General features: G+C 49.4%; 20 protein-coding genes. 9 read left to right on the top strand and 11 right to left on the bottom strand.

The window, feature by feature from the left end:
- Positions 1 to 64 precede the first annotated feature (64 nt).
- From sitD to nifJ, 7 genes are all read right to left on the bottom strand, one after another.
- Positions 65 to 922, bottom strand: coding sequence for an iron/manganese ABC transporter permease subunit SitD (gene sitD / locus A1WG_RS01625; protein ID WP_000968131.1), 858 nt, complete (start codon positions 920 to 922; stop codon positions 65 to 67).
- Positions 919 to 1,776, bottom strand: coding sequence for an iron/manganese ABC transporter permease subunit SitC (sitC, locus tag A1WG_RS01630; protein ID WP_001101728.1), 858 nt, complete (start codon positions 1,774 to 1,776; stop codon positions 919 to 921). The genes sitD and sitC overlap by 4 nt, the downstream gene beginning before the upstream one ends.
- Positions 1,773 to 2,600: an iron/manganese ABC transporter ATP-binding protein SitB gene (sitB, locus tag A1WG_RS01635; RefSeq protein ID WP_000983721.1), complete on the bottom strand. Its 828-nt coding sequence runs from the start codon at positions 2,598 to 2,600 to the stop codon at positions 1,773 to 1,775. Before sitB ends, sitC begins: the two co-directional genes overlap by 4 nt.
- A complete protein-coding gene (gene sitA / locus A1WG_RS01640) occupies positions 2,600 to 3,514 on the bottom strand; it encodes an iron/manganese ABC transporter substrate-binding protein SitA (RefSeq protein WP_016242643.1) in 915 nt (304 codons plus the stop codon). The genes sitB and sitA overlap by 1 nt, the downstream gene beginning before the upstream one ends.
- Positions 3,515 to 4,100: 586 nt before the next feature.
- Positions 4,101 to 4,535 (bottom strand): universal stress protein UspF, encoded by a 435-nt coding sequence (gene uspF / locus A1WG_RS01645; RefSeq protein WP_001516438.1) that lies wholly within the window; start codon positions 4,533 to 4,535, stop codon positions 4,101 to 4,103.
- Between the two features lie 140 nt (positions 4,536 to 4,675).
- The gene (gene ompN / locus A1WG_RS01650) at positions 4,676 to 5,809 is read right to left on the bottom strand and encodes a porin OmpN (RefSeq protein WP_000837952.1); all 1,134 of its coding nucleotides are present in this window, start codon (positions 5,807 to 5,809) and stop codon (positions 4,676 to 4,678) included.
- Between the two features lie 365 nt (positions 5,810 to 6,174).
- Positions 6,175 to 9,699 carry a pyruvate:ferredoxin (flavodoxin) oxidoreductase gene (nifJ, locus tag A1WG_RS01655; protein ID WP_000628247.1) on the bottom strand — a complete coding sequence of 1,175 codons (3,525 nt, stop codon included), beginning with the start codon at positions 9,697 to 9,699 and terminating at the stop codon, positions 6,175 to 6,177.
- Between the two features lie 272 nt (positions 9,700 to 9,971).
- Here nifJ and A1WG_RS01660 point away from each other — a divergent pair, with 272 nt between their 5' ends.
- Positions 9,972 to 10,238 (top strand): putative hemolysin, encoded by a 267-nt coding sequence (locus A1WG_RS01660; protein ID WP_001200698.1) that lies wholly within the window; start codon positions 9,972 to 9,974, stop codon positions 10,236 to 10,238.
- Here A1WG_RS01660 and hslJ read toward each other — a convergent pair.
- Complete coding sequence (gene hslJ / locus A1WG_RS01665) at positions 10,235 to 10,657, bottom strand: heat shock protein HslJ (RefSeq protein WP_001516437.1); 423 nt, start codon at positions 10,655 to 10,657, stop codon at positions 10,235 to 10,237. The genes A1WG_RS01660 and hslJ overlap by 4 nt on opposite strands.
- Positions 10,658 to 10,814: 157 nt before the next feature.
- Entirely contained in the window at positions 10,815 to 11,804 is a 990-nt protein-coding gene (ldhA, locus tag A1WG_RS01670; RefSeq protein ID WP_000762228.1) for a D-lactate dehydrogenase, read from the bottom strand.
- Between the two features lie 207 nt (positions 11,805 to 12,011).
- On the opposite strand from ldhA, the gene A1WG_RS01675 reads away from it, so the two are divergent.
- The 4 genes from A1WG_RS01675 to A1WG_RS01690 all read left to right on the top strand — a co-directional run bounded on the left by A1WG_RS01675 (position 12,012) and on the right by A1WG_RS01690 (position 16,251).
- Positions 12,012 to 14,648 (top strand): YdbH family protein, encoded by a 2,637-nt coding sequence (locus tag A1WG_RS01675; RefSeq protein ID WP_001516436.1) that lies wholly within the window; start codon positions 12,012 to 12,014, stop codon positions 14,646 to 14,648.
- On the top strand, positions 14,648 to 14,833 hold the full coding sequence (locus tag A1WG_RS01680) for a YnbE family lipoprotein (protein ID WP_000699961.1): 186 nt from the start codon (positions 14,648 to 14,650) through the stop codon (positions 14,831 to 14,833). The genes A1WG_RS01675 and A1WG_RS01680 overlap by 1 nt, the downstream gene beginning before the upstream one ends.
- 7 nt (positions 14,834 to 14,840) lie before the next feature.
- A complete protein-coding gene (locus tag A1WG_RS01685) occupies positions 14,841 to 15,164 on the top strand; it encodes a YdbL family probable chaperone protein (RefSeq protein ID WP_001516435.1) in 324 nt (107 codons plus the stop codon).
- A gap of 220 nt (positions 15,165 to 15,384) precedes the next feature.
- On the top strand, positions 15,385 to 16,251 hold the full coding sequence (locus tag A1WG_RS01690) for an aldo/keto reductase family oxidoreductase (protein ID WP_001516434.1): 867 nt from the start codon (positions 15,385 to 15,387) through the stop codon (positions 16,249 to 16,251).
- A gap of 40 nt (positions 16,252 to 16,291) precedes the next feature.
- Here A1WG_RS01690 and azoR read toward each other — a convergent pair whose 3' ends face one another.
- Complete coding sequence (gene azoR / locus A1WG_RS01695) at positions 16,292 to 16,897, bottom strand: FMN-dependent NADH-azoreductase (RefSeq protein WP_000048921.1); 606 nt, start codon at positions 16,895 to 16,897, stop codon at positions 16,292 to 16,294.
- Between the two features lie 200 nt (positions 16,898 to 17,097).
- Here azoR and hrpA point away from each other — a divergent pair, with 200 nt between their 5' ends.
- From hrpA to aldA, 3 genes are all read left to right on the top strand, one after another.
- Positions 17,098 to 21,000 (top strand): ATP-dependent RNA helicase HrpA, encoded by a 3,903-nt coding sequence (gene hrpA / locus A1WG_RS01700; RefSeq protein WP_024196609.1) that lies wholly within the window; start codon positions 17,098 to 17,100, stop codon positions 20,998 to 21,000.
- Positions 21,001 to 21,267: 267 nt separating this feature from the next.
- A complete protein-coding gene (ydcF, locus tag A1WG_RS01705; protein ID WP_001516432.1) occupies positions 21,268 to 22,068 on the top strand; it encodes a DUF218 domain-containing protein YdcF in 801 nt (266 codons plus the stop codon).
- Positions 22,069 to 22,263: 195 nt separating this feature from the next.
- On the top strand, positions 22,264 to 23,703 hold the full coding sequence (gene aldA / locus A1WG_RS01710; RefSeq protein WP_001516431.1) for an aldehyde dehydrogenase: 1,440 nt from the start codon (positions 22,264 to 22,266) through the stop codon (positions 23,701 to 23,703).
- Between the two features lie 41 nt (positions 23,704 to 23,744).
- Here the strand turns inward: aldA and gap are convergent, their stop codons facing one another.
- Positions 23,745 to 24,746, bottom strand: coding sequence for a type I glyceraldehyde-3-phosphate dehydrogenase (gene gap / locus A1WG_RS01715; protein ID WP_001516430.1), 1,002 nt, complete (start codon positions 24,744 to 24,746; stop codon positions 23,745 to 23,747).
- Between the two features lie 188 nt (positions 24,747 to 24,934).
- Between gap and cybB the strand changes: the two genes are divergently transcribed.
- Positions 24,935 to 25,465: a cytochrome b561 gene (cybB, locus tag A1WG_RS01720; RefSeq protein WP_000428995.1), complete on the top strand. Its 531-nt coding sequence runs from the start codon at positions 24,935 to 24,937 to the stop codon at positions 25,463 to 25,465.
- Positions 25,466 to 25,649: the final 184 nt, after the last annotated feature.

Here is a 25,649-nt window from a genome sequence, read left to right as displayed (position 1 = left end):
ACGACCTTCCATGACTTTCCGGACTTCTGTGGGCCAGCGGACGATGCTGCCCTCGGATGTTGTGCTAATTGGGTGATGACAAATCCTGTGTATGGGTGTTTCCCTTTGTGCGTGCGTTGATGCTGGTAACGGTGAACGTCATGATGAACACAACCGCGAATAAGACGACAATCGTCGGAGCTGGTGCACTGTCGATAAAAAAGGACAACCAGACACCAGTCATTGACACTATTACCGATATGCCAATCGCCAGTAGGAGCGCAATATGAAAGCGTTGTGTCAGGAGTACCGCAATGGCACCAGGCGCAATGAGCAGAGAAATGGAGAGAATGATACCTACCGCTTTCAGCGTCGCCACAATGGTCAGAGAGACCATGCACAGCAGCCCATAATGCAGACATCTCGTATGCAAACCGCTTACCTGCGCCTGTTGATAATCAAAGCTGAACAGCAAAAAATCCCGCCATTTTACGCTAATAACAAGTGTAACCAGCCCGGCAATAATCACCGTCTGGATTATATCGCCGATGGTTACCCCGAGCATGTCGCCGAAAAGAATATGGTCAAGATGTACGTCTGGTTTGACTGCAATATACAAGATCAGACCTGCGGCAAACATGCCAGAAAAAACAATCCCCATCACTGTATCTTGCTTGATTCGGCTGTTGTCTTTCAGGTATCCCGTCGCCACCGCGCAGAATACTCCGGCGACGAATGCCCCTGTAGCCAGAGGTAACCTCAGAATCCAGGCAAGCACGATGCCAGGAAAAACCGCATGACTCATCGCGTCACCCATCAGTGCCCAACCTTTCAGGACCAGAAAGACCGACAGCAGCGCACAGGGTATGGAAACTACCAGTGAAATCAGCAGTGCGTGACTCATAAAGGTGAACTGCAGTGGCTCCAGTAATAATGCCATCATGAGCGATCCTCCAGCGCTTTATGCGCACGCCGACGATTTGCCAAAAGCCCATGGGTGGGCGCAAATACAAATGCTAAAAGAAACAGCAGTGTCTGCGCCACCACGATGATTCCACCTGTCGCGCCGTCCAGAAAGTAACTGACCCACGCGCCGAGGAAACTGGTTACACTGCCAATAGTTACAGCAATTATGAGCAGGCGGGGAAAACGATCGGTTAACAACCATGCTGTTGCACCGGGAGTCACCACCAGACAGATCACCAGAAAGGCACCAACCGTTTGCAGCGCCGCAACGGTCGAAACCGACAGCAGGGTGAAGAAGAGGATTTTTAATCTGCCCGGATGCAATCCAATAGCACGAGCGTGATTCTCGTCGAAAAAGGTCACCATAAGATCTTTCCATTTGAAAAAAAGCACGATGATCGAGAGAATGCCAATGATAGTGAGTTGCAGGATATCCGCCGGATCGATTGCCAGAATATTGCCCAGGACGATGGTCTGAATGTTCACGGATGTCGGGTTCAATGACACCATAAACAGCCCCAGGCCAAAAAAGGAGGAGAAGATCAGGCCGATGATGGCATCTTCTTTTAAGCGAGTGCGTTGGTTAAGAAACAGCATGCTGCCCGCTGCCAGTCCGCCGGAAAAGAAGGCTCCCAGAGAAAACGGAAGCCCCAGCATATATGCCCCCGCAACACCCGGGACAATAGAGTGCGACAGCGCATCGCCAATCAGCGACCAGCCTTTTAGCATCAGATAGCATGACAGGAAAGCGCAGAGACCGCCGACCATCGCCGAGACCCACATCGCATTGAGCATATATTCATAGCTGAAGGGTTCCAGTAGCACGTTCATCTTGCTTCCCTCTGCACCGCTGACGGTCGATGTGCCACAAAAGGGTGTTCATCGTCAGTAATAATGCTTTCTTCCGAGCCGTTAAGTGTGACATGGCGCAGTACGCCGCTAAAAGCCAGCTCCAGGTTCTCGGCTGTAAAAGTGGTGTCTGTCGGCCCGCTTGCCAGGACGGTGCCTTTGACCATGACCGTATAATCGCAAAATGTCGTGACTGAGCCGAGATTGTGCGTTGAGACAAGCATCGTCTTGCCTTCCGCGCGTAACTCCCTCAACAGGCTGATGATTTTCGCTTCGGTTTTCACATCAACGCCGGTAAAAGGTTCATCCAGCAGGATCACATCACCCTGCTGTGCAATCGCTCTCGCCAGAAAGACGCGTTTCTTTTGTCCACCGGAAAGCTCGCCGATTTGTCGATGGCGAAAATCCACCATATCGACACGTTCCAGCGCATCGGTGACAATCTGACGATCCCTCTTTTTGGCTATACGCAACATACCCATGTGCCCATAGCGGCCCATCATCACCACATCTTCCACTAGTACAGGAAATGACCAGTCAACCTCTTCTGACTGAGGGACGTAGGCAACCAGGTTTTTCTGTAGCGCCTGTCGCGTGGGAATACCCAGAACAGATATCTTTCCGCTGGTCAGACGCACAAATCCCATAATCGCTTTAAACAACGTCGATTTTCCGGAACCGTTTACCCCAACCAGAGCGGCAATAGATCCACTTGGTACTGTGAAGGATGCATCGCGCAGTGCTGTGTGCCCGTTACGCCAGGTGACAGTAACATCATTAACGACAATGCCCGCAGATTGCATCATTATTTCTCCCTTTTCCCGGCTTTAATTCCCTGTACCAGCGTACTGGTAGTAACCTTCAGAAGGTCGATATACGTAGGTACCGGGCCGTTTTCTGTGCTCAGGGAATCGACATAGAGCACACCGCCGTAGTGCGCGCCGGTTTCACGCGCAACCTGACGCGCTGGTTTATCGGAAATCGTACTCTCGCTAAAGACTGCCGGGATATGATTTTTCTTCACCATATCAACAACCTTACGTACCTGCTGCGGTGTTCCTTGTTGATCGGCATTAATCGGCCACAGATAAAGCTCTTTTAGCCCCAAATCGCGTGCGAGATAAGAAAATGCCCCTTCACTGGTGACCATCCATCGCTGATTCTCAGGGAGTTCCGTGATCTGCTTACGCAGGGGCGCAAGGGTTTGGGTAATCTTGGCTTTATAAGTATCGGCATTACGTTGGTACGTTTGTGCATTTGCCGGATCGTATTTTATCAACGCATCACGAATATTATCGACATAAATCAGAGCATTATCTGGCGACATCCAGGCATGGGGGTTAGGTTTGCCCTCATAGGGTCCTTCGGTGATCCCTACTGGCGTCACACCCGAAGAGACAATTACTTCTGGAACCCCATTGAGATGTTGGTAAAAGCGTTGGAACCACAATTCCAGATTCATACCATTGGCGAGAATCAGTTGTGCCCCCTGCGCACGTTTAATATCTCCAGGGGTAGGCTGATACTCATGAATTTCTGCACCAGGCTTGGTTATGGATGAGACTTCTGCAGCATCTCCAGCCACGTTTTTGGCCATATCCGCGATGATGGTAAATGTTGTAATGACCTTGAATTTTTCAGTTGCACTTGCCTGAAATGCGATCGAGCAGGTGAGGGCGAGGCACCCCAAGAGCATGGTTACTTTTTTTATTGAGTGCATAATTTAGTACCTATAGTGAGCAAAATTAGAACAAACATAGCAACAGCTATGTTTTATAGCATAAGCCATGCAAAATGAAAATGATTATCATTAGCATTTGTGGGCCCAACACAGGGATTAGGTTGTTTCCTGCTGGCGATGTGGTATTGAGGAAAAAATTAGGGCAGCTATTAGGCTTTGAAATGACTTTATGAGGAGAATTGTTGATGGCAAAAATGGGGCAAAGCGCTGCAAAAGGGGCAAAAAAGGGGCAAAAAAAGAGTGGGTTATCGTAGCTTATTGTTGTCGCTGATGATGTTTAACACATTGAAAAATAAGTAAAATACTTATGAGTCAGAGAGTTGTGATTTTTGCCCTTACTTGTTCAGGTTGTATTGTTCTTTCTTACTAATTTCTTGATTTTGCAACATTTAATAGTAGCTCAATTCATTATATGGCATCAGAAGAGTATGCATCATGCCGGGATATCCGACAGCAGAAGTCTGATATAAAAACAGTGGCGTGTATGGTACGGATTAGAGGGGAAAATGTCAGCACATTTGCGAAATGAATCAAAAAGCCCGCAGCGACGTGCGGGCGTTAGTTATTAGCGCACGACCAGCACTGAACACTCTGCATGACGTACTACGGCAGCGGCGTTAGAGCCGAGCAGGTAGGTGGTAATATCCGGTCGATGGGAGGCAATGATGATCATATGAGCAGGGATCTTTTTCGCCATTTCCAGAATGCGGTCTTTTGGCGAACCTTCTTCAACATGGATATGCACTCTGTCAGTCGGCAGTTTGAATTTTTTAATGACTTCTTCCAGTTGCGATTTGGCTTCCGCTTTCAGGTCATCCATTGCCGGTAACTCTGCGGAATACGCTAAACCCAGAGAGGCATAGTAGGGCAGCGAAGGTATTACCGTCAGGAAATGAACCACTGCATCATCAATTTTTGCCTCGGCTTCAACGTGACTAATCACGCGTTGAGTTAATTCTGAGTCGGAAATATCGATAGGGACAAGAATCGTTCTGTTCATAAAACCTCCTGTTTTAGTATCCGCATAAAGTGTAACGCCAGATGACACTTTTTGTGTAATGACGGAGTTCACATTTTTAATTTAGATTAAGCAGGATTCAATAAGTAGAAAAAGCCCGCCAGAGAGGCGGGCAGGCAGGATTAGAACTGATAAACCAGACCTAAAGCGACAATATCATCGGTAGAGATACCGTTGGCAGCGTAGAAGCTGTCATCTTCATCCAACAGGTTAATTTTATAGTCAACATAGGTTGACATATTTTTGTTGAAATAATATGTCGCGCCAACATCTGCGTATTTGACCAGATCTTTATCGTCAACACCGGCTGGATTATCAACACCACCAGCAGCGTTCAGGTCACGCCCTTTAGACATCAGGAAAGACACTGCCGGACGCAGGCCAAAGTCAAACTGATATTGGGCGGTGACTTCAAAGTTCTGGGTCTTGTTCGCAACGGCGTAATCACTGTTGCCAAATGGCGTCATATTACGTGTTTCGGAATACATGGTTGCCAGGTAGATGTTGTTAGCATCATATTTTAACCCGGCAGTCCACGCATCGGCTTTATCGCCACCCGCCACAGTATGATTAACCTGATCATTGGTGCGGTCTGAGGAGGTGTATGCTGCACCCGCACTAAAGCCCATACCTAAATCGTAGGTTGTGGAAAGACCCCAGCCGTCGCCATTTTCATGACGAACATCACGTCCGTTATTCGTACCTTCCTGACCATTGCTCGCGCCTTCGTTGTTACCCTGATATTGCAAAGCGAAGTTCAGTCCATTAACCAGACCGAAGAAATCAGAATTACGATAAGTTGCTACGCCATTAGCACGACCGGTCATAAAGTTGTCCGCATTCGTGTAGGAGTCACCGCCAAATTCTGGCAGCATATCGGTCCAGCCTTCTATATCGTACATTACGCCGTAATTACGTCCGTAATCGAAAGAACCGTAATCAGCAAATTTCAACCCGGCGAATGCCAGACGAGTCCAGGATTGATTTTTTGATGATTCAGTATTGTTTGCCTGAATATTGTATTCCCACTGACCATAACCAGTGAGTTGATCGTTAATTTGTGTTTCGCCTTTAAAACCAAGACGTGCATAGCTCTGATCGCCATCTTTCGCTGAACTATCAGAAAAATAATGTAGACCATCAACTTTGCCATAAAGATCCAATTTATTGCCGTCTTTATTATAAATTTCTGCCGCATGAGCAGCTCCTGCGGAGAGCAGGGCAGGAATTAAGAGTGCCAGTACTTTGCTTTTCATTGAAAAAATCCTTTAGTTATTTTATTTGCCTTTCTTTCCCTGTTCGGGAAGTGAAAACATCCTAAAGGAAAAGTTCCATTAGCCGATAAGTATCATTTGTTACGTCTTAAGTAAAACCTTAATCAAATAATTCTTGAGAAATGACAATAAGTTTGATGAATGTTTTAGTGGTGATACATATAAAATAAAAATTATACATTTAAAAAGTGATGCGTTATTCTGCGCGGGTTATATGCCTTTATTGTCACAGATATTATTTTCTGTTGGGGCATTGCTACGATTACTTATTTCCCAACAAATAAAAAGACAAGCCCGAACTTTCATTCGGGCTTTTTTTTGTTCAGGATAATCCTTACCCTGTTACTCTACTCGGTGCCACTTTTATCCGTTTTCCCCGCCATTTGCGCGAGGAAATCATAGCGTTTTTGCAGATCGGCTGCGGCATCTTTCCATAACTGTTCCGCCACTTCTGGCTGTTGCGAATTCAGACGGCGGAAACGTTGTTCATGGAGCAATGTTTCTTCCAGAGCCTCTGATGGTGGACGTGAATCCAGCGCCAGTGGCAGTTTGCCTTCATCGGCACGACGTGGATCAAAGCGATACAGCGGCCAGAAGCCGGTTGCGGTGAGTTGGCGCATCTGGTCGTGACTCAATGCCAGGTCATAACCGTGCTCTTCACATGGACTGTAAGCAATGATCAGTGACGGCCCTGGATACGCTTCCGCTTCCTGAATCGCTTTCACTGTCTGGTTCAGTTGCGCACCGAGAGAAATCTGCGCCACATAAACATGACCGTACATCATCATACTGACGCCGAGGTCTTTACGCGCTTTGCGTTTGCCGTGTTCACCAAACTTCGTTACTGCACCAAGAGGGGTTGCTTTCGACGCCTGACCGCCGGTATTGGAATAGCATTGCGTATCCAGTACCAGAATGTTGACGTTTTCCGTCAGACTTAATACATGATCCAAACCACCGAAGCCGATATCGTAAGCCCAGCCGTCGCCACCAATCAGCCATATTGATTTTTCCACCAGCGCATCAGCGTCGCGCAGCAGTTCATGAGCTTCAGCGATATCCTTTAGTTGCTGGCGCAACGCGGCAACCTGTTCGCGACGAACCTCTGGCGTGGCATCTGATTTCAATGCTGCCAGTAACTCCGCCGGGATTTTATCGGCAAACTGATCCAGCAGACGCAAAACACGGACACGATGCTGATCGACCGTCAGGCGGAAGCCCAGGCCAAATTCGGCATTATCTTCAAACAGTGAGTTCGCCCAGGCCGGACCACGACCGTTTGCATCAGTGGTATACGGTGTGGATGGCAGGTTACCGCCATAAATCGACGAACATCCGGTGGCGTTAGCGATCAACATTCGATCGCCATAGAGCTGAGTAAGCAATTTGATATACGGCGTCTCGCCACAACCGGAACAAGCACCAGAATATTCAAACAGCGGTGTGATCAATTGCGATGTACGAATATCAATACGTTCCAGTTTACTGCGGTCGATTTCTGGTAAGTTGAGGAAGAAGTCATAATTGATTTTCTCTTCTTCCACATGCTCCAGACGCGACATCATATTGATGGCTTTGATATCAGGATCCTGACGGTCTTTCGCCGGGCAAACTTCAACGCACAGATTACAGCCGGTGCAATCTTCCGGTGCGACCTGCAACACATACTTCTGCCCGCGCATATCGCGCGATTTCACATCCAGCGAATGCAGGCTGGCAGGGGCGTTTTCCATTGCTTCCGGCGGAACCACTTTTGCGCGAATAGCGGAGTGTGGGCAGGCGGCGACACAGTGGTTACATTGGGTACAGAGTTCCTCTTTCCAGATGGGGATCTCTTCGGCAATATTGCGTTTTTCCCAACGCGTTGTGCCCATTGGCCATGTGCCGTCTGGTGGTAGCGCCGAAACGGGGAGGGCATCGCCAAGTCCGGCGAGCATTGCAGCGGTGACGGTTTTAACGAAATCAGGCGCTGCATCGGAAACCACCGGTGGCCGATTCGCACTGTGCGGATTTACCGGTTGCAACGGGACTTCTTCCACGGATTCACGCGCCAGCGCCAGTGCCTGCCAGTTGCGTTCCACCAGATCCTGACCTTTGCTGCTGTAGCTTTTGGCAATTGCGCCCTGCAATTCAGCCAGGGCACTGTCGCCAGGCAGAATTTGCGTCAGGTGGAAAAAGGCCATCTGCATTACGGTGTTAATGCGCGCTGCCAGTCCACATTCACGGGCAATTTTCGCTGCATTAATCACATAAAAGCGAGCTTTCTTCTGATTCAACACCGCCTGAACTTCTTGCGGCAGCCGCGACCAGACTTCTTCGGCACTGTACGGAGTATTAAGCAGGAAAATACCGCCAGGTTTCAGGCGTTCTGCCATCTGATATTTGTCGATAAACTGCAACTGGTGGCAGCCAACAAAGTCAGCTTGTGAAATCAGATACGCGGATCGAATTGGATGCTCGCTCACACGCAGGTGAGAAACTGTCAGACCACCGGCCTTTTTGGAATCGTATACAAAATACCCCTGTGCATACCACGGGGTGGAATTACCGATAATCTTGATATTGTTTTTGGTCGCGGAAACGCTGCCGTCACTGCCCAGACCGTAAAACAGGGCTTCCAGCTTCGCGGAGTTTGGCAGGGTATTTTCTGGCAATGGCAGTGACAGATTGGTCACATCATCATAAATACCCACGGTAAATCGTGGTTTTGGTTTGGCTGTGTTAAGTTCGGCAAATACTGCCAGCACACAGTCCGGGCCAAACTCTTTGGAAGACAGACCATAGCGCCCACCAATGACGCGAGGCAATGCCTCACGCTCGCCATTATTAAAGGCTTCTGCCAGCGCGGTCATCACATCCAAATAGAGTGGTTCTGCCTGGGCACCCGGCTCTTTGGTGCGATCCAACACCGCTACGCTGCGTACGGACTCCGGTAGTGCTTGTAGTAAGTGTTTGGCGGAAAACGGACGATATAGTCGAACTTTCAGCACCCCAACTTTTTCGCCACGGGTCAGCAATTCGTCTACCACTTCTTCACAGGTGCCAATAGCAGAACCCATCAGGATTATCACCCGTTCTGCCTGTGGATGACCGTAATACTCAAAAGGCTGATACTGACGACCCGTAGCGGCGGCGAAATCATTCATTGCCTGTTCAACATGGTCGTAAACTGCGTTGTACCATGGGTTAGTTGCTTCACGAGACTGGAAGTAAGTGTCAGGATTGGCGGATGTACCGCGGATCACCGGATGTTCCGGATTCAGCGCACGGGCGCGATGAGCATCAATTTCTGCCTGCGGTATCAGTTCAAGAATAGTGTCGTCGGCCAGTGGAACGATTTTGTTGATCTCGTGGGAAGTACGGAAACCATCAAAGAAATGAATAAATGGCACACGGCTTTTTAGTGTCGCGATTTGCGAAATGAGGGCGAAATCTTGCGCTTCCTGAACGTTTGCCGCACACAACATGGCGCAACCGGTCTGGCGCACCGCCATCACATCTGAATGATCGCCAAAAATAGAGAGCGCATGAGTAGCGACGGTTCGCGCCGCCACATGCAGTACAAACGGTGTCAGTTCGCCCGCCAGTTTGTACAATGTCGGAATCATCAGCAACAAACCCTGCGATGATGTAAACGATGTAGAGAGTGCGCCCGTTTGCAAAGCGCCATGCACAGTCGCGATAGCGCCAGCTTCGGACTGCATTTCAACTACGCGAGGTGTATCTCCCCACACGTTTTTCAAGCCGTTTCCGGCCCAGGCATCAGCCTGTTCTGCCATCGTGGAACTCGGGGTAATAGGGTAGATGGCGATAACTTCACTGGTGCGAAATGCCACCGAAGCTACCGCGCCATTACCGTCAATTGTGATCATACGACACCCTTACATTGCGCAAATGAGGGGCACACGAAAAAGCTGCGCGCCCAGTAGTTATCTCTCAATTTTAGCAAATGGCTTTCTGTTGCATTTTCGCTTTTGTGTCCCCCATATCCGCATAATGAATGTTTCGATCAAGCACCGGGCAAAAAATAGCGATAAAAAAGTAACAATGCGTTGCAACACACATAGTAGTTCTCGACGTAACCGCCTGGGCTGCCTATTATTTAGGGCGGTGTCGTTTGGCTTAAAGATTAGAGGAAGTAAAGATGCGAGCAGCGTTGTGGGTAGGGTGTGCCGCTTTATTGTTGTCTGCGTGTAGTAGTGAACCTGTTCAGCAGGCAACCGCGGCGCATGTGGCGCCTGGTTTAAAAGCGTCCATGTCCAGTAGCGGTGAAGCAAATTGCGCAATGATTGGTGGTTCGCTATCCGTTGCCCGTCAACTTGACGGAACGGCTATTGGGATGTGTGCATTACCTAACGGCAAACGCTGCAGCGAACAGTCGCTTGCCGCCGGAAGCTGTGGCAGCTACTAATTGACCAAATCTGCCAGTTTATAAGTTAATGTCTGTTTCGCGGTTGCCAGCGTCAACTGGTTGGCGGTCAGATCTACCTGCGCACCTTCTTTCAGCATTTCGCTGATGGTGTGATCGAGTTCGTTAAGCTGTGGGTTGGCACACATCATGCGGGTCATTGCCAGTCCTTTAACTTTCAGTTCTCCGCCCGAAAGTTTACCCTCTCCGCTAAAGCGGTTACACATGTTGCCGGAAATCATCATCTTTTCCCCAAAGCTGATTTCTGGCGGGTTTTTATCGCTGGCAACAGGTTGACCGTTAACACTTTCCAGTACAAACCGGTGATGCTGTAACTGTTCTGGCGTTACAGCAATTTTGTCATTACTTACACATCCCGCCATCAGCAGGCTTAGTGCGACTAGCGCGGCAACTTTCTTCATTTTAGTTCTCAACTTAAGGTATAAATCAGGTGCTGATTGCCGGATGCAACGCTGGGGCGTCTTATCCGTTCAACAAAACTTATTGTAAGAATAGTGGATGAAAGATCTTTGGGGATTATCTGAATAAGCTCCCCTGATTTGCAGGGGAGCTGCATGTTTAAACCAGTTCGTTCGGGCAGGATTCGCCTTTTTCCAGATTGCTCAAGTTTTGCAGCGTAGTCTGGGAAATACTGGTCAGAGCTTCTGCCGTCAGGAAAGCCTGGTGCCCGGTAAACAGTACGTTATGGCAGGCAGACAGACGACGGAACACGTCATCCTGAATCACATCGTTGGATTTATCTTCAAAGAACAGATCGCGTTCGTTCTCATACACGTCCATCCCCAGCGAGCCAATTTTCTGGTTTTTCAGCGCTTCAATTGCCGCCTGGGAATCAATCAATGCGCCACGACTGGTGTTGACGATCATTACGCCGTTTTTCATCTGATCAAACGCCGCCTCATTCAGCAGGTGGTAGTTCTCCGGCGTCAGCGGGCAGTGCAGGGAGATAACGTCTGATTCAGAGAACAGGGTCGGCAGATCGACATATTCCACGCCGAGCTCCAGCGCCGCCGCACTTGGGTATGGATCGAACGCCAGCAGACGCATACCGAAACCTTTCAGAATACGCAGCATCGCTACGCCGATTTTACCGGTGCCGATAACACCTGCCGTTTTGCCATACATGGTAAAGCCAGTCAGGCCTTCCAGAGAGAAGTTGGCGTCACGGGTACGCTGATACGCGCGGTGAATACGGCGGTTCAACGTCATCATCATACCGATAGCGTGTTCAGCGACGGCTTCCGGATCGTAGGCTGGAACACGGACTACTTTCAGCCCCAGCTCTTTTGCCGCGTCGAGGTCAACGTTGTTGAAACCGGCACAGCGCAGGGCGATATATTTAACGCCGTGCTTTTTCAGTTCTTCCAGCACCGGGCGGCTGCCGTCATCATTTACGAAAATACATACCGCTTCGCAGCCATTGGCGGTTTTGGCGGTTTTTTCTGTCAGCAGAAAGTCAAAAAATTCCAGCTCAAAGCCAAAGGACTCGTTCACCTGTTGCAGGTACTTCTTGTCGTACTGTTTTGTGCTATATACGGCGAGTTTCATAAGACTTTCTCCAGTGATGTTGAATCACGTTTAAGCTACTAAAAATATTTTACAAAAATTCAAATATAATTGAAAGCTGTGGTGATATTGAAAAATCCATCAACAACTATGCTTAGTGTAGGCGCAACCTTCAACTGAACGGTTAAACATGCCACAATACCGGTATTGAATGCTTAATTTTTCGCTAAATCAGGATATTAACTACCCATGTTGGGTAAATATAAAGCCGTTCTCGCGCTGTTATTACTGATTATTCTTGTGCCGTTAACGCTGCTGATGACGCTCGGGCTGTGGGTTCCTACGCTGGCGGGTATCTGGCTGCCGCTCGGTACACGCATTGCATTAGATGAAAGCCCGCGCATCACGCGTAAAGGTTTAATTATTCCCGATCTCCGTTATCTGGTGGCGGATTGCCAGTTGGCGCATATCACCAATGCCAGCCTTTCACACCCCAGCCGCTGGTTATTGAACGTTGGCACAGTGGAGCTTGACTCTGCTTGCCTGGCAAAATTGCCACAGGAAGAGCCCTCTCCGGCAGCGCCGAAAACCCTTGCGCAGTGGCAATCCATGCTGCCTAACACCTGGATCAATATTGATAAACTGATCCTTTCGCCCTGGCAGGAATGGCAGGGAAAACTCTCTCTTTCGTTGACCTCTGATATCCAGCAACTGCGTTATCAGGGCGAAAAAGTTAAATTTCAAGGCCAGCTTAAAGGGCAACAACTTACAGTCAGCGAACTGGATGTCGCCGCGTTTGAAAATCAGCCGCCGGTAAAACTGGTAGGGGAATTTACCATGCCGCTGGTGCCGGATGGGCTTCCTGTCAGTGGCCATGCTACCGCGACCTTGAACTTGCCACAGGAACCGTCACTGGTGGATGCTGAACTGGAGTGGCAGGAAAATAGCGGGCAATTGCTTGTGATGACACGGGATAACGGCGATCCATTGCTCGATTTGCCGTGGCAAATTACCCGTCAGCAATTGACGGTCAGCGATGGTCGCTGGAGCTGGCCGTATGAAGGTTTTCCCCTGAGTGGGCGATTGGGTGTTAAAGTCGATAACTGGCAGGCCGGGCTTGAGAACGCGTTGGTCAGTGGACGCCTGAGTGTGCTGACCCAGGGGCAAGCAGGGAAAGGCAATGCGGTGCTTAATTTTGGCCCAGGAAAATTGAGCATGGATAACAGTCAGATGCCACTGCAACTGACCGGTGAAGCAAAACAGGCTGATCTCATTCTGTATGCCCGCTTACCGGCACAGCTAAGCGGAAGTCTGACTGACCCAACGCTGGCCTTTGAACCAGGCGCGTTATTACGTTCAAAGGGAAGAATCATCGATTCACTGGACATCGATGAAATTCGCTGGCCTTTAGCGGGGGTAAAAGTCACTCAACGTGGTGTTGACGGTCGCTTGCAGGCCATTTTGCAGGCCCATGAAAATGAACTGGGCGACTTTGTGCTGCATATGGATGGTCAGGCGAATGATTTTCTCCCGGATGCAGGGCGTTGGCAGTGGCGTTACTGGGGCAAAGGCAGTTTTACCCCAATGAATGCCACCTGGGATGTCGCAGGAAAAGGTGAGTGGCATAACAGCACGATTACGCTTACCGACCTCTCGACCGGGTTCGATCAGTTGCAATATGGCACGATGACAGTAGAAACGCCGCGCTTAATTCTTGATAAACCCGTTATCTGGGTGCGTGACGCCCAGAATCCGTCTTTTAGTGGTGCGCTTTCGCTGGATGCAGGACAAACGCTTTTCACAGGCGGTAGTGTGTTACCGCCATCAACCTTAAAATTTAGTGTCGATGGACGCGATCCGACGTATTTCCTCTTCAAAGGGGATTTACATGCTGGTGAGATTGGCCCGGTACGGGTGAATGGCCGCTGGGACGGTATTCGCCTGCGCGGCAATGCCTGGTGGCCTAAACAATCGCTGACCGTATTCCAGCCGCTGATCCCGCCAGACTGGAAGATGAATCTACGCGATGGTGAACTGTATGCCCAGGTGGCGTTTTCTGCCGCGCCTGAGCAGGGCTTCCGTGCAGGGGGGCATGGCGTGTTGAAAGGTGGCAGCGCGTGGATGCCAGATAACCAGGTCAACGGTGTCGACTTTGTACTACCGTTCCGTTTTGCCGACGGTGCGTGGCACCTGGGAACGCGGCGACCTGTGTCATTACGTATTGCTGAAGTGGTTAACCTGGTGACGGCAAAAAATATTACTGCCGATCTTCAGGGGCGTTATCCGTGGACCGAAGACGAACCCTTGCTACTGACTGATGTGAGTGTTGATGTTTTAGGTGGTAACGTGCTGATGAAACAATTACGTATGCCGCAGCACGATCCGGCGCTGTTACGGCTGAATAATCTCTCTTCCAGTGAACTGGTTAGCGCCATCAATCCAAAGCAATTCGCTATGTCAGGGGCATTCAGTGGGGCATTGCCGCTATGGCTTAATAATGAAAAATGGATTGTGAAAGATGGCTGGCTGGCAAACGCAGGCCCCATGACCTTGCGCCTGGATAAAGACACGGCGGATGCAGTAGCAAAAGACAATATGACCGCAGGGACTGCAATCAACTGGTTGCGCTATATGGAAATTAGCCGTTCATCGACAAAAATTAATCTGGATAATCTCGGTGTGTTAACCATGCAGGCAACGATCAGCGGTAATAGCCGGGTTGATGGTAAAACGGGCACGGTGAATCTTAATTACAGCCACGAAGAGAATATTTTTACGTTATGGCGCAGCTTACGCTTTGGCGATAATCTCCAGGCGTGGCTGGAACAGAATGCCCGACTCCCGAAAACGGGTTGCCCATCAGGAAATGAGTGTGAGGAAAAATAATGAAAATAATGATAACCGCGTTCGCGTCCTCTTTTATGTTGCTTGGTTGCACGCCGCGCATTGAAGTGGCTGCGCCGAAAGAGCCAATCACCATTAATATGAACGTTAAAATTGAGCATGAGATCATCATAAAAGCAGATAAGGACGTTGAAGACTTGCTCAAAACCCGTAGCGATCTTTTTTGAGGTAATGATGAAAAGAGCATTACTGATAATGGTGTGGACTGTTTGCCTGATGAGCAGCAGTGCGATGGCGTTAACCCTGAATGAAGCCAGAAGTCAGGGGCGGGTAGGCGAAACATTTAATGGTTATCTGATGGCACTGAAAACGGATGACGAAACGCAGGCATTGGTAAACGATATTAATAAAGCTCGTGCGCTGAGTTATCAGCAACTGGCCAGACAAAATAATGTCTCAACTGAGGAGATTGCAAAACTGGCAGGGCAGAAACTGGTCGCTCGCGCTAAACCGGGAGAATATGTGCAGGGGATTAATGGGAAATGGCTGCAAAAATAAAAAACGTAAAGCAGCGGTAATTAATTTCGTATTCAGAAAGATCAGTTACCGTTCAAAACGGTACAAATTATACCTACAGACCTCCGCCAGACTGATTGCGGCGCTGTTTTTGCTTGTTGGCGCTCGTTTTTACGCATCCGCATTCAATAGTCATTTATTCACTTTCCGTTCATTTCTATACTGATTTTTCTTAATCCGCTTTATTACAGGGCAGGGTGTTATGAGCAGCAACACATTTACTCTCGGTACAAAATCCGTTAACCGTCTCGGTTACGGCGCGATGCAACTGGCAGGACCTGGTGTATTCGGCCCACCGAAAGATCGCCATGTCGCGATTACCGTGCTGCGTGAGGCACTGGCATTGGGCGTCAATCACATTGATACCAGCGACTTTTATGGTCCACACGTTACCAATCAGATTATCCGCGAAGCGTTACATCCTTATTCCGATGACCTGACTATCGTCACCAAAATTGGCGCTCGCCGCGGTGAGGACGCCTCCTGGTTGCCGGCATTCTCTCCAGCAGAACTGAAAAAAGCGGTGCACGATAACCTGCGAAATCTGGGGGTGGACGTGCTGGATGTGGTGAACCTGCGGGTGATGCCTGACGATGGACATGGCCCGGCGGAAGGGTCGATTGAAGCCAGCCTGACCGTGCTGGCTGAGATGCAACAACAAGGGCTGGTAAAACATATTGGCCTGAGCAACGTAACACCAACGCAGGTTGCAGAGGCGCGCAAGATTACAGAAATTGTTTGCGTGCAAAACGAATACAACATTGCCCATCGTGCGGATGACGAATTAATTGATTCTTTGGCTCGCGATGGCATTGCATATGTGCCGTTCTTCCCGCTCGGGGGCTTTACGCCACTGCAATCCTCCACGCTCTCTGATGTCGCAGCAAGTCTTAATGCGACACCGATGCAGGTGGCGCTGGCGTGGCTGTTGCAACGTTCACCGAATATTTTGCTGATCCCGGGAACGTCTTCCGTTGCGCATTTACGGGAGAATATGGCAGTAGGGGAATTAGCGCTACCTGATGATGTGTTGGCAACGCTGGACAGTATTGCGAAAAAGGCGAGTTAAGTAAAAAAGCCTCCCGCACTCGCGGTAGGCTTCTTAAAACTTATGCTGCAACAATTGCGTCAATTGCCGCTTTAGCGTCTGCCTGCGCTTTTGCTGCCATTTCCGGCCCGTAAGCGATACCTTCAGCAAAGACAAAGTTCACGTCAGTAATGCCGATAAAGCCAAGGAACGTAGAAAGATACGGGGTCACCAGGTCTGTAGGCCCATCCTTATGGATACCGCCACGGCTGGTAATAACAATGGCTTTTTTACCGGTTACCAGACCTTCAGGACCGTTCTCGGTGTAGCGGAAAGTAACGCCTGCACGCGCAACCAGGTCAAAATAGTTTTTCAACTGAGTAGAGATGTTGAAGTTGTACATCGGTGCGGCAATCACGATAACGTCATGCGCTTTCAACTCGGCAATCAGTTCATCAGACAGTGCCAGGGCTTCCTGCTGGCGCGGAGTCAGCGGCGCGTCACTCGGACGCAGAGCGCCAACCAGTTCGCCATCCAGCACCGGAACCGGATTTGCAGCCAGGTCGCGGACGGTGATTTCATCAGCAGTGTGCTTTTCACGCCACTGTTCAACAAAATAATCAGACAACTGACCAGACTGAGAGTACCCTGCCAGGATGCTGGATTTAAGAACTAATACCTTGCTCATGGTGTTTCCTTATAGATGTTTGAATGGGCGATGCCCTGTTGCTTGTTGACACTTTATTCACAATCCTGCCACAGAGATAGCGCAATATATCGAAGTCTATGTTCGAATTTATTGAACAACACATAAAAAGCCGCGATGTGGTACTCTATATCTATCATTTAAAAGAAAATTAATCAGGCACAACGCTGCCCTTTAACGTTATGACAGAACAACAAAAATTGACCTTTAACGCCTTACAGCAGCGGTTGGATTCGTTAATGCTGCGTGACAGACTGCGTTTTTCCCGCCGTCTGCATGGGGTGAAGAAGGTTAAAAATCCTGATGCACAACAGGCCATTTTCCAGGAGATGGCAAAAGAAATTGACCAGGCGGCAGGGAAAGTCCTGCTACGTGAAGCGGCGCGTCCGGAGATTACTTATCCGGACAATTTGCCGGTTAGCCAGAAAAAACAGGACATTCTCGAAGCGATCCGTGACCACCAGGTGGTGATTGTCGCCGGAGAAACAGGTTCCGGTAAAACGACGCAGTTGCCGAAAATCTGTATGGAACTGGGGCGCGGGATTAAAGGGCTGATTGGCCATACCCAGCCTCGTCGACTGGCAGCCCGTACCGTGGCGAACCGTATTGCGGAAGAGTTGCAGACCGAACCGGGTGGCTGCATCGGTTATAAAGTCCGTTTCAGCGATCACGTCAGTGATAACACGATGGTCAAGCTGATGACCGACGGTATTCTGCTGGCGGAAATCCAGCAGGATCGCCTGCTGATGCAGTACGACACCATCATCATTGACGAAGCGCACGAACGCAGCCTGAACATTGATTTCCTGCTCGGTTATTTGAAAGAGCTGTTGCCACGTCGCCCGGATCTGAAAGTCATCATCACTTCCGCGACCATCGATCCGGAACGCTTCTCTCGCCACTTTAACAATGCGCCGATTATCGAAGTTTCGGGTCGAACTTATCCGGTAGAAGTGCGTTATCGACCAATAGTTGAAGAAGCGGATGATACCGAGCGCGACCAGTTACAGGCGATTTTCGATGCTGTAGACGAATTGAGCCAGGAAAGCCCCGGCGACATTTTGATCTTTATGAGCGGCGAGCGGGAAATTCGCGATACCGCCGATGCGCTGAACAAGCTGAACTTACGCCATACGGAAATATTGCCGCTTTATGCGCGGCTTTCAAACAGCGAACAAAATCGCGTCTTCCAGTCACACAGCGGGCGGCGCATTGTGCTGGCGACTAACGTCGCGGAAACCTCGCTGACTGTGCCGGGTATTAAATACGTGATCGACCCAGGTACGGCGCGCATCAGCCGCTACAGCTATCGCACCAAAGTGCAGCGTCTACCGATTGAGCCAATTTCGCAGGCTTCAGCCAATCAGCGTAAAGGCCGTTGCGGACGCGTATCAGAAGGGATCTGTATTCGTCTTTATTCGGAAGACGATTTCCTTTCTCGTCCGGAGTTTACCGATCCGGAAATTCTGCGTACCAACCTGGCGTCGGTTATCTTACAGATGACCGCCCTGGGGCTGGGCGATATCGCTGCGTTTCCGTTTGTTGAAGCGCCGGATAAACGCAATATTCAGGATGGTGTGCGCCTGCTGGAGGAGTTAGGTGCAATCACCACCGACGAACAGCAAACCGCATATAAACTGACACCACTTGGTCGTCAGTTATCACAGTTACCGGTTGACCCGCGTCTGGCACGCATGGTGCTGGAAGCGCAGAAACATGGCTGTGTAAGGGAAGCGATGATTATCACTTCCGCGCTCTCCATTCAGGACCCTCGTGAACGCCCGATGGACAAACAACAGGCATCGGATGAAAAACATCGTCGTTTCCACGATAAAGAGTCCGACTTCCTGGCGTTTGTGAATTTGTGGAATTATCTCGGTGAGCAGCAAAAGGCGCTCTCTTCAAACGCCTTCCGTCGCTTGTGCCGCACTGAATATCTCAACTATCTGCGCGTGCGCGAATGGCAGGACATCTACACTCAGTTGCGCCAGGTGGTGAAAGAACTCGGCATTCCGGTAAACAGTGAACCGGCGGAGTATCGCGAAATTCATATCGCATTACTGACCGGTTTGCTTTCACATATCGGCATGAAAGATGCGGATAAACAGGAATATACCGGCGCACGTAACGCGCGTTTCTCTATCTTCCCTGGTTCTGGTTTATTCAAAAAGCCGCCAAAGTGGGTGATGGTGGCGGAACTGGTAGAAACCAGCCGCCTGTGGGGGCGCATTGCGGCACGCATCGATCCGGAATGGGTAGAGCCGGTTGCCCAACATTTGATCAAACGCACCTACAGTGAACCGCACTGGGAACGGGCGCAGGGCGCAGTGATGGCGACGGAAAAAGTCACCGTTTATGGGTTGCCGATTGTCGCCGCGCGTAAGGTTAACTACAGCCAGATTGATCCTGCGTTGTGCCGTGAACTCTTTATCCGCCATGCACTTGTAGAAGGTGACTGGCAGACACGTCACGCTTTCTTCCGTGAAAACCTGAAACTGCGGGCAGAAGTGGAAGAGCTGGAACACAAATCACGTCGTCGCGATATTCTGGTAGATGACGAGACGCTGTTTGAATTTTACGACCAGCGCATTAGCCATGATGTGATCTCTTCGCGCCACTTCGACAACTGGTGGAAAAAGGTTAGCCGCGAAACGCCTGATTTGCTCAACTTTGAAAAGAGCATGTTGATCAAAGAAGGTGCGGAAAAAATCAGCAAGCTGGATTACCCGAACTTCTGGCATCAGGGCAATCTCAAGCTGCGTTTAAGTTATCAGTTTGAGCCAGGTGCGGACGCTGATGGCGTGACTGTGCATATTCCGCTGCCGTTGCTCAACCAGGTGGAAGAGCGCGGCTTTGAATGGCAAATTCCTGGTTTACGTCGTGAACTGGTGATTGCGCTGATTAAATCGCTGCCAAAACCGGTACGTCGTAATTTTGTGCCTGCGCCAAACTACGCCGAAGCGTTTTTAGGCCGCGTGACGCCACTGGAACTACCGTTGCTCGACAGTCTTGAACGTGAATTGCGCCGCATGACCGGCGTTACCGTTGACCGCGAAGACTGGCACTGGGATCAGGTGCCCGATCACCTGAAAATTACTTTCCGCGTGGTGGACGACAAAAACAAGAAGTTGAAAGAAGGGCGCTCATTACAGGAACTGAAAGAGGCGCTGAAAGGCAAAGTACAGGAAACACTGTCTGCGGTCGCTGATGACGGTATCGAGCAGAGCGGCCTGCATATCTGGAGCTTTGGTCAATTGCCGGAAAGCTACGAGCAGAAGCGCGGCAATTACAAAGTGAAAGCGTGGCCTGCGCTGGTGGATGAACGTGACAGCGTGGCGATCAAATTGTTTGATAATCCACTGGAGCAGAAGCAAGCAATGTGGAACGGTCTGCGCCGTCTACTGTTGCTGAATATTCCTTCACCGATCAAATATCTGCATGAGAAGTTGCCGAATAAAGCCAAGCTGGGGCTGTACTTTAACCCGTATGGCAAAGTGCTGGAGCTGATCGATGATTGTATCTCCTGCGGTGTGGATAAATTAATCAACGCCAACGGTGGCCCGGTCTGGACGGAAGAGGGTTTTGCTGCGCTACATGAAAAAGTGCGTGCCGAACTGAACGATACCGTGGTGGATATTGCGAAGCAGGTCGAGCAAATCCTCACGGCAGTGTTCAACATCAACAAACGTCTGAAAGGGCGTGTTGATATGACGATGGCGCTGGGGCTTTCTGACATCAAAGCACAAATGGGCGGTCTGGTGTATCGCGGTTTTGTCACCGGTAACGGCTTCAAACGGCTGGGCGATACGCTGCGCTATTTGCAGGCGATTGAAAAACGCCTGGAAAAACTGGCGGTTGATCCGCATCGTGACCGTGCCCAAATGCTGAAAGTCGAAAACGTCCAGCAGGCATGGCAACAATGGTTCAACAAACTGCCGCCAGCGCGTCGTGAGGATGAAGACGTGAAAGAGATCCGTTGGATGATTGAAGAACTGCGCGTCAGTTACTTCGCCCAACAACTTGGTACGCCGTATCCGATATCGGATAAGCGTATTTTGCAGGCGATGGAGCAGATTAGCGGTTAACGGCTGTTATTTGGCTGATGAATCTAAAACCCGGTAAGCGTGTGCTGCCGGGTTTTTTCTTTATAAGATCTGAAGGATTCACTCTATCGCAACATTGAATGATTTTGCTGAATTTTTATCAACAGTCTTTCCTCAAATACAGTATGAGTAAAACAAATATCAGGCTTACGAAGGAGGATAGAGAAAATACAACGTCTTCCTTTCAGAGTGCTCCGCTTCTCATTATTATCTCACGCAGTATTCTTAAGGGAACGAGAAGGAGGGACCATGAACATTAACCCGTTTCCGACGCTTTCAGCGACAACTATAGATGCCATAAACGTTATTGGTCGATGGCTGGCGCAGGATGATTTCTCTGGTGAGGTGCCGTATCAGGCTGATTGCGTGATCCTCGCAGGTAACGCTGTTATTCCCACTATCGACGCTGCATGCAAGATTGCCCGCGATCAGCAAATTCCATTACTGATCAGCGGTGGTATCGGTCACTCGACAACCTTTTTATATAGTGCTGTCGCACAGCATCCACATTACAACATCATTCGTACCACGGGCAGGGCAGAAGCCACCATCCTTGCAGATATTGCCCATCAGTTCTGGCATATTCCCCATGAAAAAATCTGGATTGAAGACCAGTCAACGAACTGCGGTGAAAACGCCCGCTTCAGCGTCGCGTTATTGAATCAGGCCACAGAGCGCATTCACACGGCTATCGTTGTGCAGGATCCCACCATGCAGCGGCGCACGATGGCGACGTTCCGCCGTATTACTGCTGATAATCCCGATGCACCTCGCTGGTTAAGTTATCCAGGATTCGTACCACAAGTGGGGAATAACGCAGACAGTGTCGCATTTGTTAATCAACTGGAAGGATTATGGCCAGTTGAACGTTATTTATCGCTACTTACTGGTGAGCTACCACGTTTGCGTGATGATAGCGACGGTTATGGCCCCCGCGGACGTGATTTTATCGTTCACGTTGATTTTCCTGCAGAAGTCGCCCAGGCATGGCAGACGCTGAAACACGACGCTGTACTTATTGAAGCGATGGAAAGTCGTTCGCTACGTTAAAAATTGCCCGTTTGTGAAAAACCGTTGGCAAACGGGCATGATTCTTTACTTTTACTTCTGCCTTTTATTCTTTTCACACCTGTTTTTATGAAGCCCTTCACAGATTCGTCCTTCCACGATGCCGTTTCCGCAATGACCGATGTTTATTAACAATATACTTACTAAATAAAAACACAATAATCACAGGAGTCGCCCATGTCAGTACCCGTTCAACATCCTATGTATATCGATGGACAGTTTGTTACCTGGCATGGAGATGCATGGATTGATGTTGTAAACCCTGCAACAGAGACGGTTATTTCCCGTATTCCTGATGGTCAGGCTGAGGATGCCCGTAAGGCAATCGATGCTGCAGAACGCGCCCAACCAGAATGGGAAGCATTGCCTGCCATTGAGCGCGCCAGTTGGTTACGCAAAATCGCTGCCGGGATCCGCGAACGCGCCAGTGAAATCAGTGCACTGATTGTCGAGGAAGGGGGCAAAGTCCAGCAACTGGCTGAAGTCGAAGTGGCTTTCACGGCGGACTATATTGATTATATGGCGGAGTGGGCGCGGCGCTACGAGGGTGAGATTATTCAAAGCGATCGCCCGGGAGAGAATATTCTTCTTTTTAAACGTGCGCTTGGCGTGACCACCGGTATTCTGCCGTGGAATTTCCCGTTCTTCCTGATTGCCCGCAAAATGGCACCCGCTCTGCTCACCGGCAATACCATCGTCATTAAACCGAGCGAATTTACACCAAATAACGCAATTGCTTTCGCCAAAATCGTCGATGAAATTGGCCTTCCACGCGGCGTGTTTAACCTTGTGCTGGGGCGCGGTGAAACAGTGGGTCAGGAACTGGCGGGTAACCCGAAGGTCGCAATGGTCAGTATGACGGGCAGCGTCGCCGCCGGGGAGAAAATCATGGCAACTGCGGCGAAAAATATCACCAAAGTGTGTCTGGAACTGGGCGGCAAAGCGCCCGCTATTGTGATGGATGACGCTGATATTGAACTGGCAGTCAAAGCCATCGTTGATTCACGAGTCATTAATAGTGGGCAAGTGTGCAACTGTGCTGAACGTGTTTATGTACAGAAAGGCATTTATGATCAGTTTGTTAACCGACTTGGTGAAGCGATGCAGGCGGTGCAGTTTGGCAATCCTTCTGAACGCAACGACATTGCAATGGGGCCATTGATTAACGCCGCGGCGTTGGAAAAGGTTGAGCAGAAAGTGGCTCGTGCTGTAGAAGAGGGCGCGAGAGTGGCGCTTGGTGGCAAAGCGGTAGCGGGGAAAGGGTACTATTATCCGCCGACAATATTGCTGGATGTTCGCCAGGAAATGTCAATTATGCACGAAGAAACCTTTGGCCCGGTGCTGCCTGTTGTCGCTTTCGATACGCTGGAACACGCTATCGCCATGGCTAACGACAGCGATTACGGCCTGACCTCGTCGATTTATACTCAAAATCTGAACGTCGCGATGAAAGCCATCAAAGGGTTGAAGTTCGGTGAAACCTACATCAATCGTGAAAACTTTGAAGCGATGCAAGGTTTCCACGCCGGATGGCGTAAGTCGGGTATTGGCGGTGCGGATGGTAAACATGGTTTGCATGAATACCTGCAAACCCAGGTCGTTTATTTACAGTCATAATGTGTAAAACAGGCGGAGGCATTTTCCTTCGCCTGTATCTGTCAGAGTTTGGCGAATTTTTCCAGGGTGCGAATAAGCTGGGTGACAAAGCCATATTCGTTGTCGTACCAGGCGACTGTTTTTACCAGTTGCAAATCGCCCACGGCGGTAATTTCCGTTTGGGTGGCATCAAACACCGAACCAAAATGGCTACCAATGATATCGGAAGAGACTATTTCTTCATCGGTATAACCAAATGATTCGTTATTGTTTGTCGCCTTTTTAAGTGCATTGTTCACTTCTTCGGCAGTCACTTTTTTACCGAGAATAGACACCAACTCGGTGACAGAACCCGTTTTTACCGGTACACGCTGTGCATGGCCTTTCAGTTTACCGCTCAGTTCCGGGATCACCAGACCAATAGCTTTTGCTGCGCCCGTTGTATGGGGAATAATATTTTCTGCCGCCGCACGTGAAGCGCGTAGATCTTTACCACGCGGACCATCCACCAGTGACTGGGTGCCGGTATAGGCATGAATCGTCGTCATCGTGCCGACTTCTATTCCAAAATTGTCATGGAGTGCTTTGGCCATCGGCGCAAGACAGTTGGTGGTGCAGGACGCCACGGAAACAATGGTGTCGTTGCCATCCAGCGTGTTGTCATTGACGTTATAAACGATGGTTTTCATTTCACCGGCAGGGGCGGAAATTAACACCTTCTTCGCGCCAGCATCCAGATGTGCCTGCGATTTCTCTGCGGATGTATAAAAGCCGGTACATTCAACAATGATTTCTGCACCTTTCGCTTTCCACGGAATATTTTTCGCCTCTTTTTCGGCGTAAACCGCAATACTTTTGCCATCGACAATAAGTGAATCTTCAGTGAAATCAACGCTCCAGGGGAACGGGCCGTAGTTTGAATCGTGTTTTAGCAAGTAGGCGAGAATTTTCGGGGATGTGAGATCATTAATGGCGACAACATCTATATTGCTTTTGACCTTCAGTAATCGACGCAATACCAGTCGACCGATACGACCAAAACCGTTAATACCAACTTTACTCATGGTTTTCTCCTGTCAGGAACTCGTGGGTGAAAATTAATCCTTTCCAGGCTTAGACCAGGATGGTGGGATGAGCAATCTACATTCTCGCAGTGAAACGTAACCTACTGAAAATGGGTGAACAATATTTAATGAAATTTTGAGAAAAGCTGGTTATGTTAACAATAAATTGTTTTAAATCAGGAAATGTTATGGAAAATAAATACTCAAAGTTACAAATCGGTATTCACTGGCTGGTCTTTTTACTGGTTATCGCAGCTTACTGTGCGATGGAGTTTCGTGGATTTTTCCCGCGAGCCGATCGACCGGTTATCAACATGATCCATGTTTCCTGTGGCATTTCGATTTTCGTACTGATGGTGCTTCGTCTCGTGCTAAGACTGAAATATCCAACGCCACCAATTGTGCCTAAACCAAAGCCAATGATGACGGGGCTTGCGCATCTCGGGCATCTGGTCATTTACTTGCTGTTTATCGCACTGCCGATAATTGGCATGGTGATGATGTATAACCGTGGCAATCCGTGGTTTGCGTTTGGTGTGATGATGCCTCATGCATCAGAGGCCAATTTCGATCTGGTAGATACCTTAAAATCGTGGCATGAAACGCTGGCAAATCTGGGGTATTTCGTTATTGGGTTGCATGCCGCTGCTGCATTGGCGCACCACTATTTCTGGAAGGACAATACGCTTCTGCGCATGATGCCGCGTAAGCGTTCCTGACAACAGTAAAAGAAAACGCCTGTACTAAACCAGACCCGTGGTACAGGCGAAGAATACGGGTCTACATCGGAAGCACCTATTATATTTATTTGTATGACAAATAAAACCAGAATTCGTGTTTATATGTTTGCCTGGCCAATATTTAATCAAATTATCTTTCTATTAAGAGCGTTACTCAATTTCC

Source organism: Escherichia sp. KTE96 (genome assembly GCF_000408525.1).
Lineage (GTDB): Bacteria > Pseudomonadota > Gammaproteobacteria > Enterobacterales > Enterobacteriaceae > Escherichia > Escherichia marmotae.
The sequence above is the reverse complement of the archived record's forward strand: the minus strand, read 5'-3'. Positions and strand labels throughout refer to the sequence as shown.

Coding starts and splice junctions, on each gene's coding strand:
- A1WG_RS01685 (WP_001516435.1), top strand. CDS start 14,841: ATGAAAAGAGCATTACTGATAATGGTGTGGACTGTTTGCCTGATGAGC.
- sitA (WP_016242643.1), bottom strand. CDS start 3,514: ATGCACTCAATAAAAAAAGTAACCATGCTCTTGGGGTGCCTCGCCCTC.
- cybB (WP_000428995.1), top strand. CDS start 24,935: ATGGAAAATAAATACTCAAAGTTACAAATCGGTATTCACTGGCTGGTC.
- sitD (WP_000968131.1), bottom strand. CDS start 922: ATGATGGCATTATTACTGGAGCCACTGCAGTTCACCTTTATGAGTCAC.
- ompN (WP_000837952.1), bottom strand. CDS start 5,809: ATGAAAAGCAAAGTACTGGCACTCTTAATTCCTGCCCTGCTCTCCGCA.
- A1WG_RS01660 (WP_001200698.1), top strand. CDS start 9,972: ATGCGAGCAGCGTTGTGGGTAGGGTGTGCCGCTTTATTGTTGTCTGCG.
- A1WG_RS01680 (WP_000699961.1), top strand. CDS start 14,648: ATGAAAATAATGATAACCGCGTTCGCGTCCTCTTTTATGTTGCTTGGT.
- ydcF (WP_001516432.1), top strand. CDS start 21,268: ATGAACATTAACCCGTTTCCGACGCTTTCAGCGACAACTATAGATGCC.
- hslJ (WP_001516437.1), bottom strand. CDS start 10,657: ATGAAGAAAGTTGCCGCGCTAGTCGCACTAAGCCTGCTGATGGCGGGA.
- A1WG_RS01675 (WP_001516436.1), top strand. CDS start 12,012: ATGTTGGGTAAATATAAAGCCGTTCTCGCGCTGTTATTACTGATTATT.
- uspF (WP_001516438.1), bottom strand. CDS start 4,535: ATGAACAGAACGATTCTTGTCCCTATCGATATTTCCGACTCAGAATTA.
- azoR (WP_000048921.1), bottom strand. CDS start 16,897: ATGAGCAAGGTATTAGTTCTTAAATCCAGCATCCTGGCAGGGTACTCT.
- ldhA (WP_000762228.1), bottom strand. CDS start 11,804: ATGAAACTCGCCGTATATAGCACAAAACAGTACGACAAGAAGTACCTG.
- sitB (WP_000983721.1), bottom strand. CDS start 2,600: ATGATGCAATCTGCGGGCATTGTCGTTAATGATGTTACTGTCACCTGG.
- A1WG_RS01690 (WP_001516434.1), top strand. CDS start 15,385: ATGAGCAGCAACACATTTACTCTCGGTACAAAATCCGTTAACCGTCTC.
- sitC (WP_001101728.1), bottom strand. CDS start 1,776: ATGAACGTGCTACTGGAACCCTTCAGCTATGAATATATGCTCAATGCG.
- aldA (WP_001516431.1), top strand. CDS start 22,264: ATGTCAGTACCCGTTCAACATCCTATGTATATCGATGGACAGTTTGTT.
- hrpA (WP_024196609.1), top strand. CDS start 17,098: ATGACAGAACAACAAAAATTGACCTTTAACGCCTTACAGCAGCGGTTG.
- gap (WP_001516430.1), bottom strand. CDS start 24,746: ATGAGTAAAGTTGGTATTAACGGTTTTGGTCGTATCGGTCGACTGGTA.
- nifJ (WP_000628247.1), bottom strand. CDS start 9,699: ATGATCACAATTGACGGTAATGGCGCGGTAGCTTCGGTGGCATTTCGC.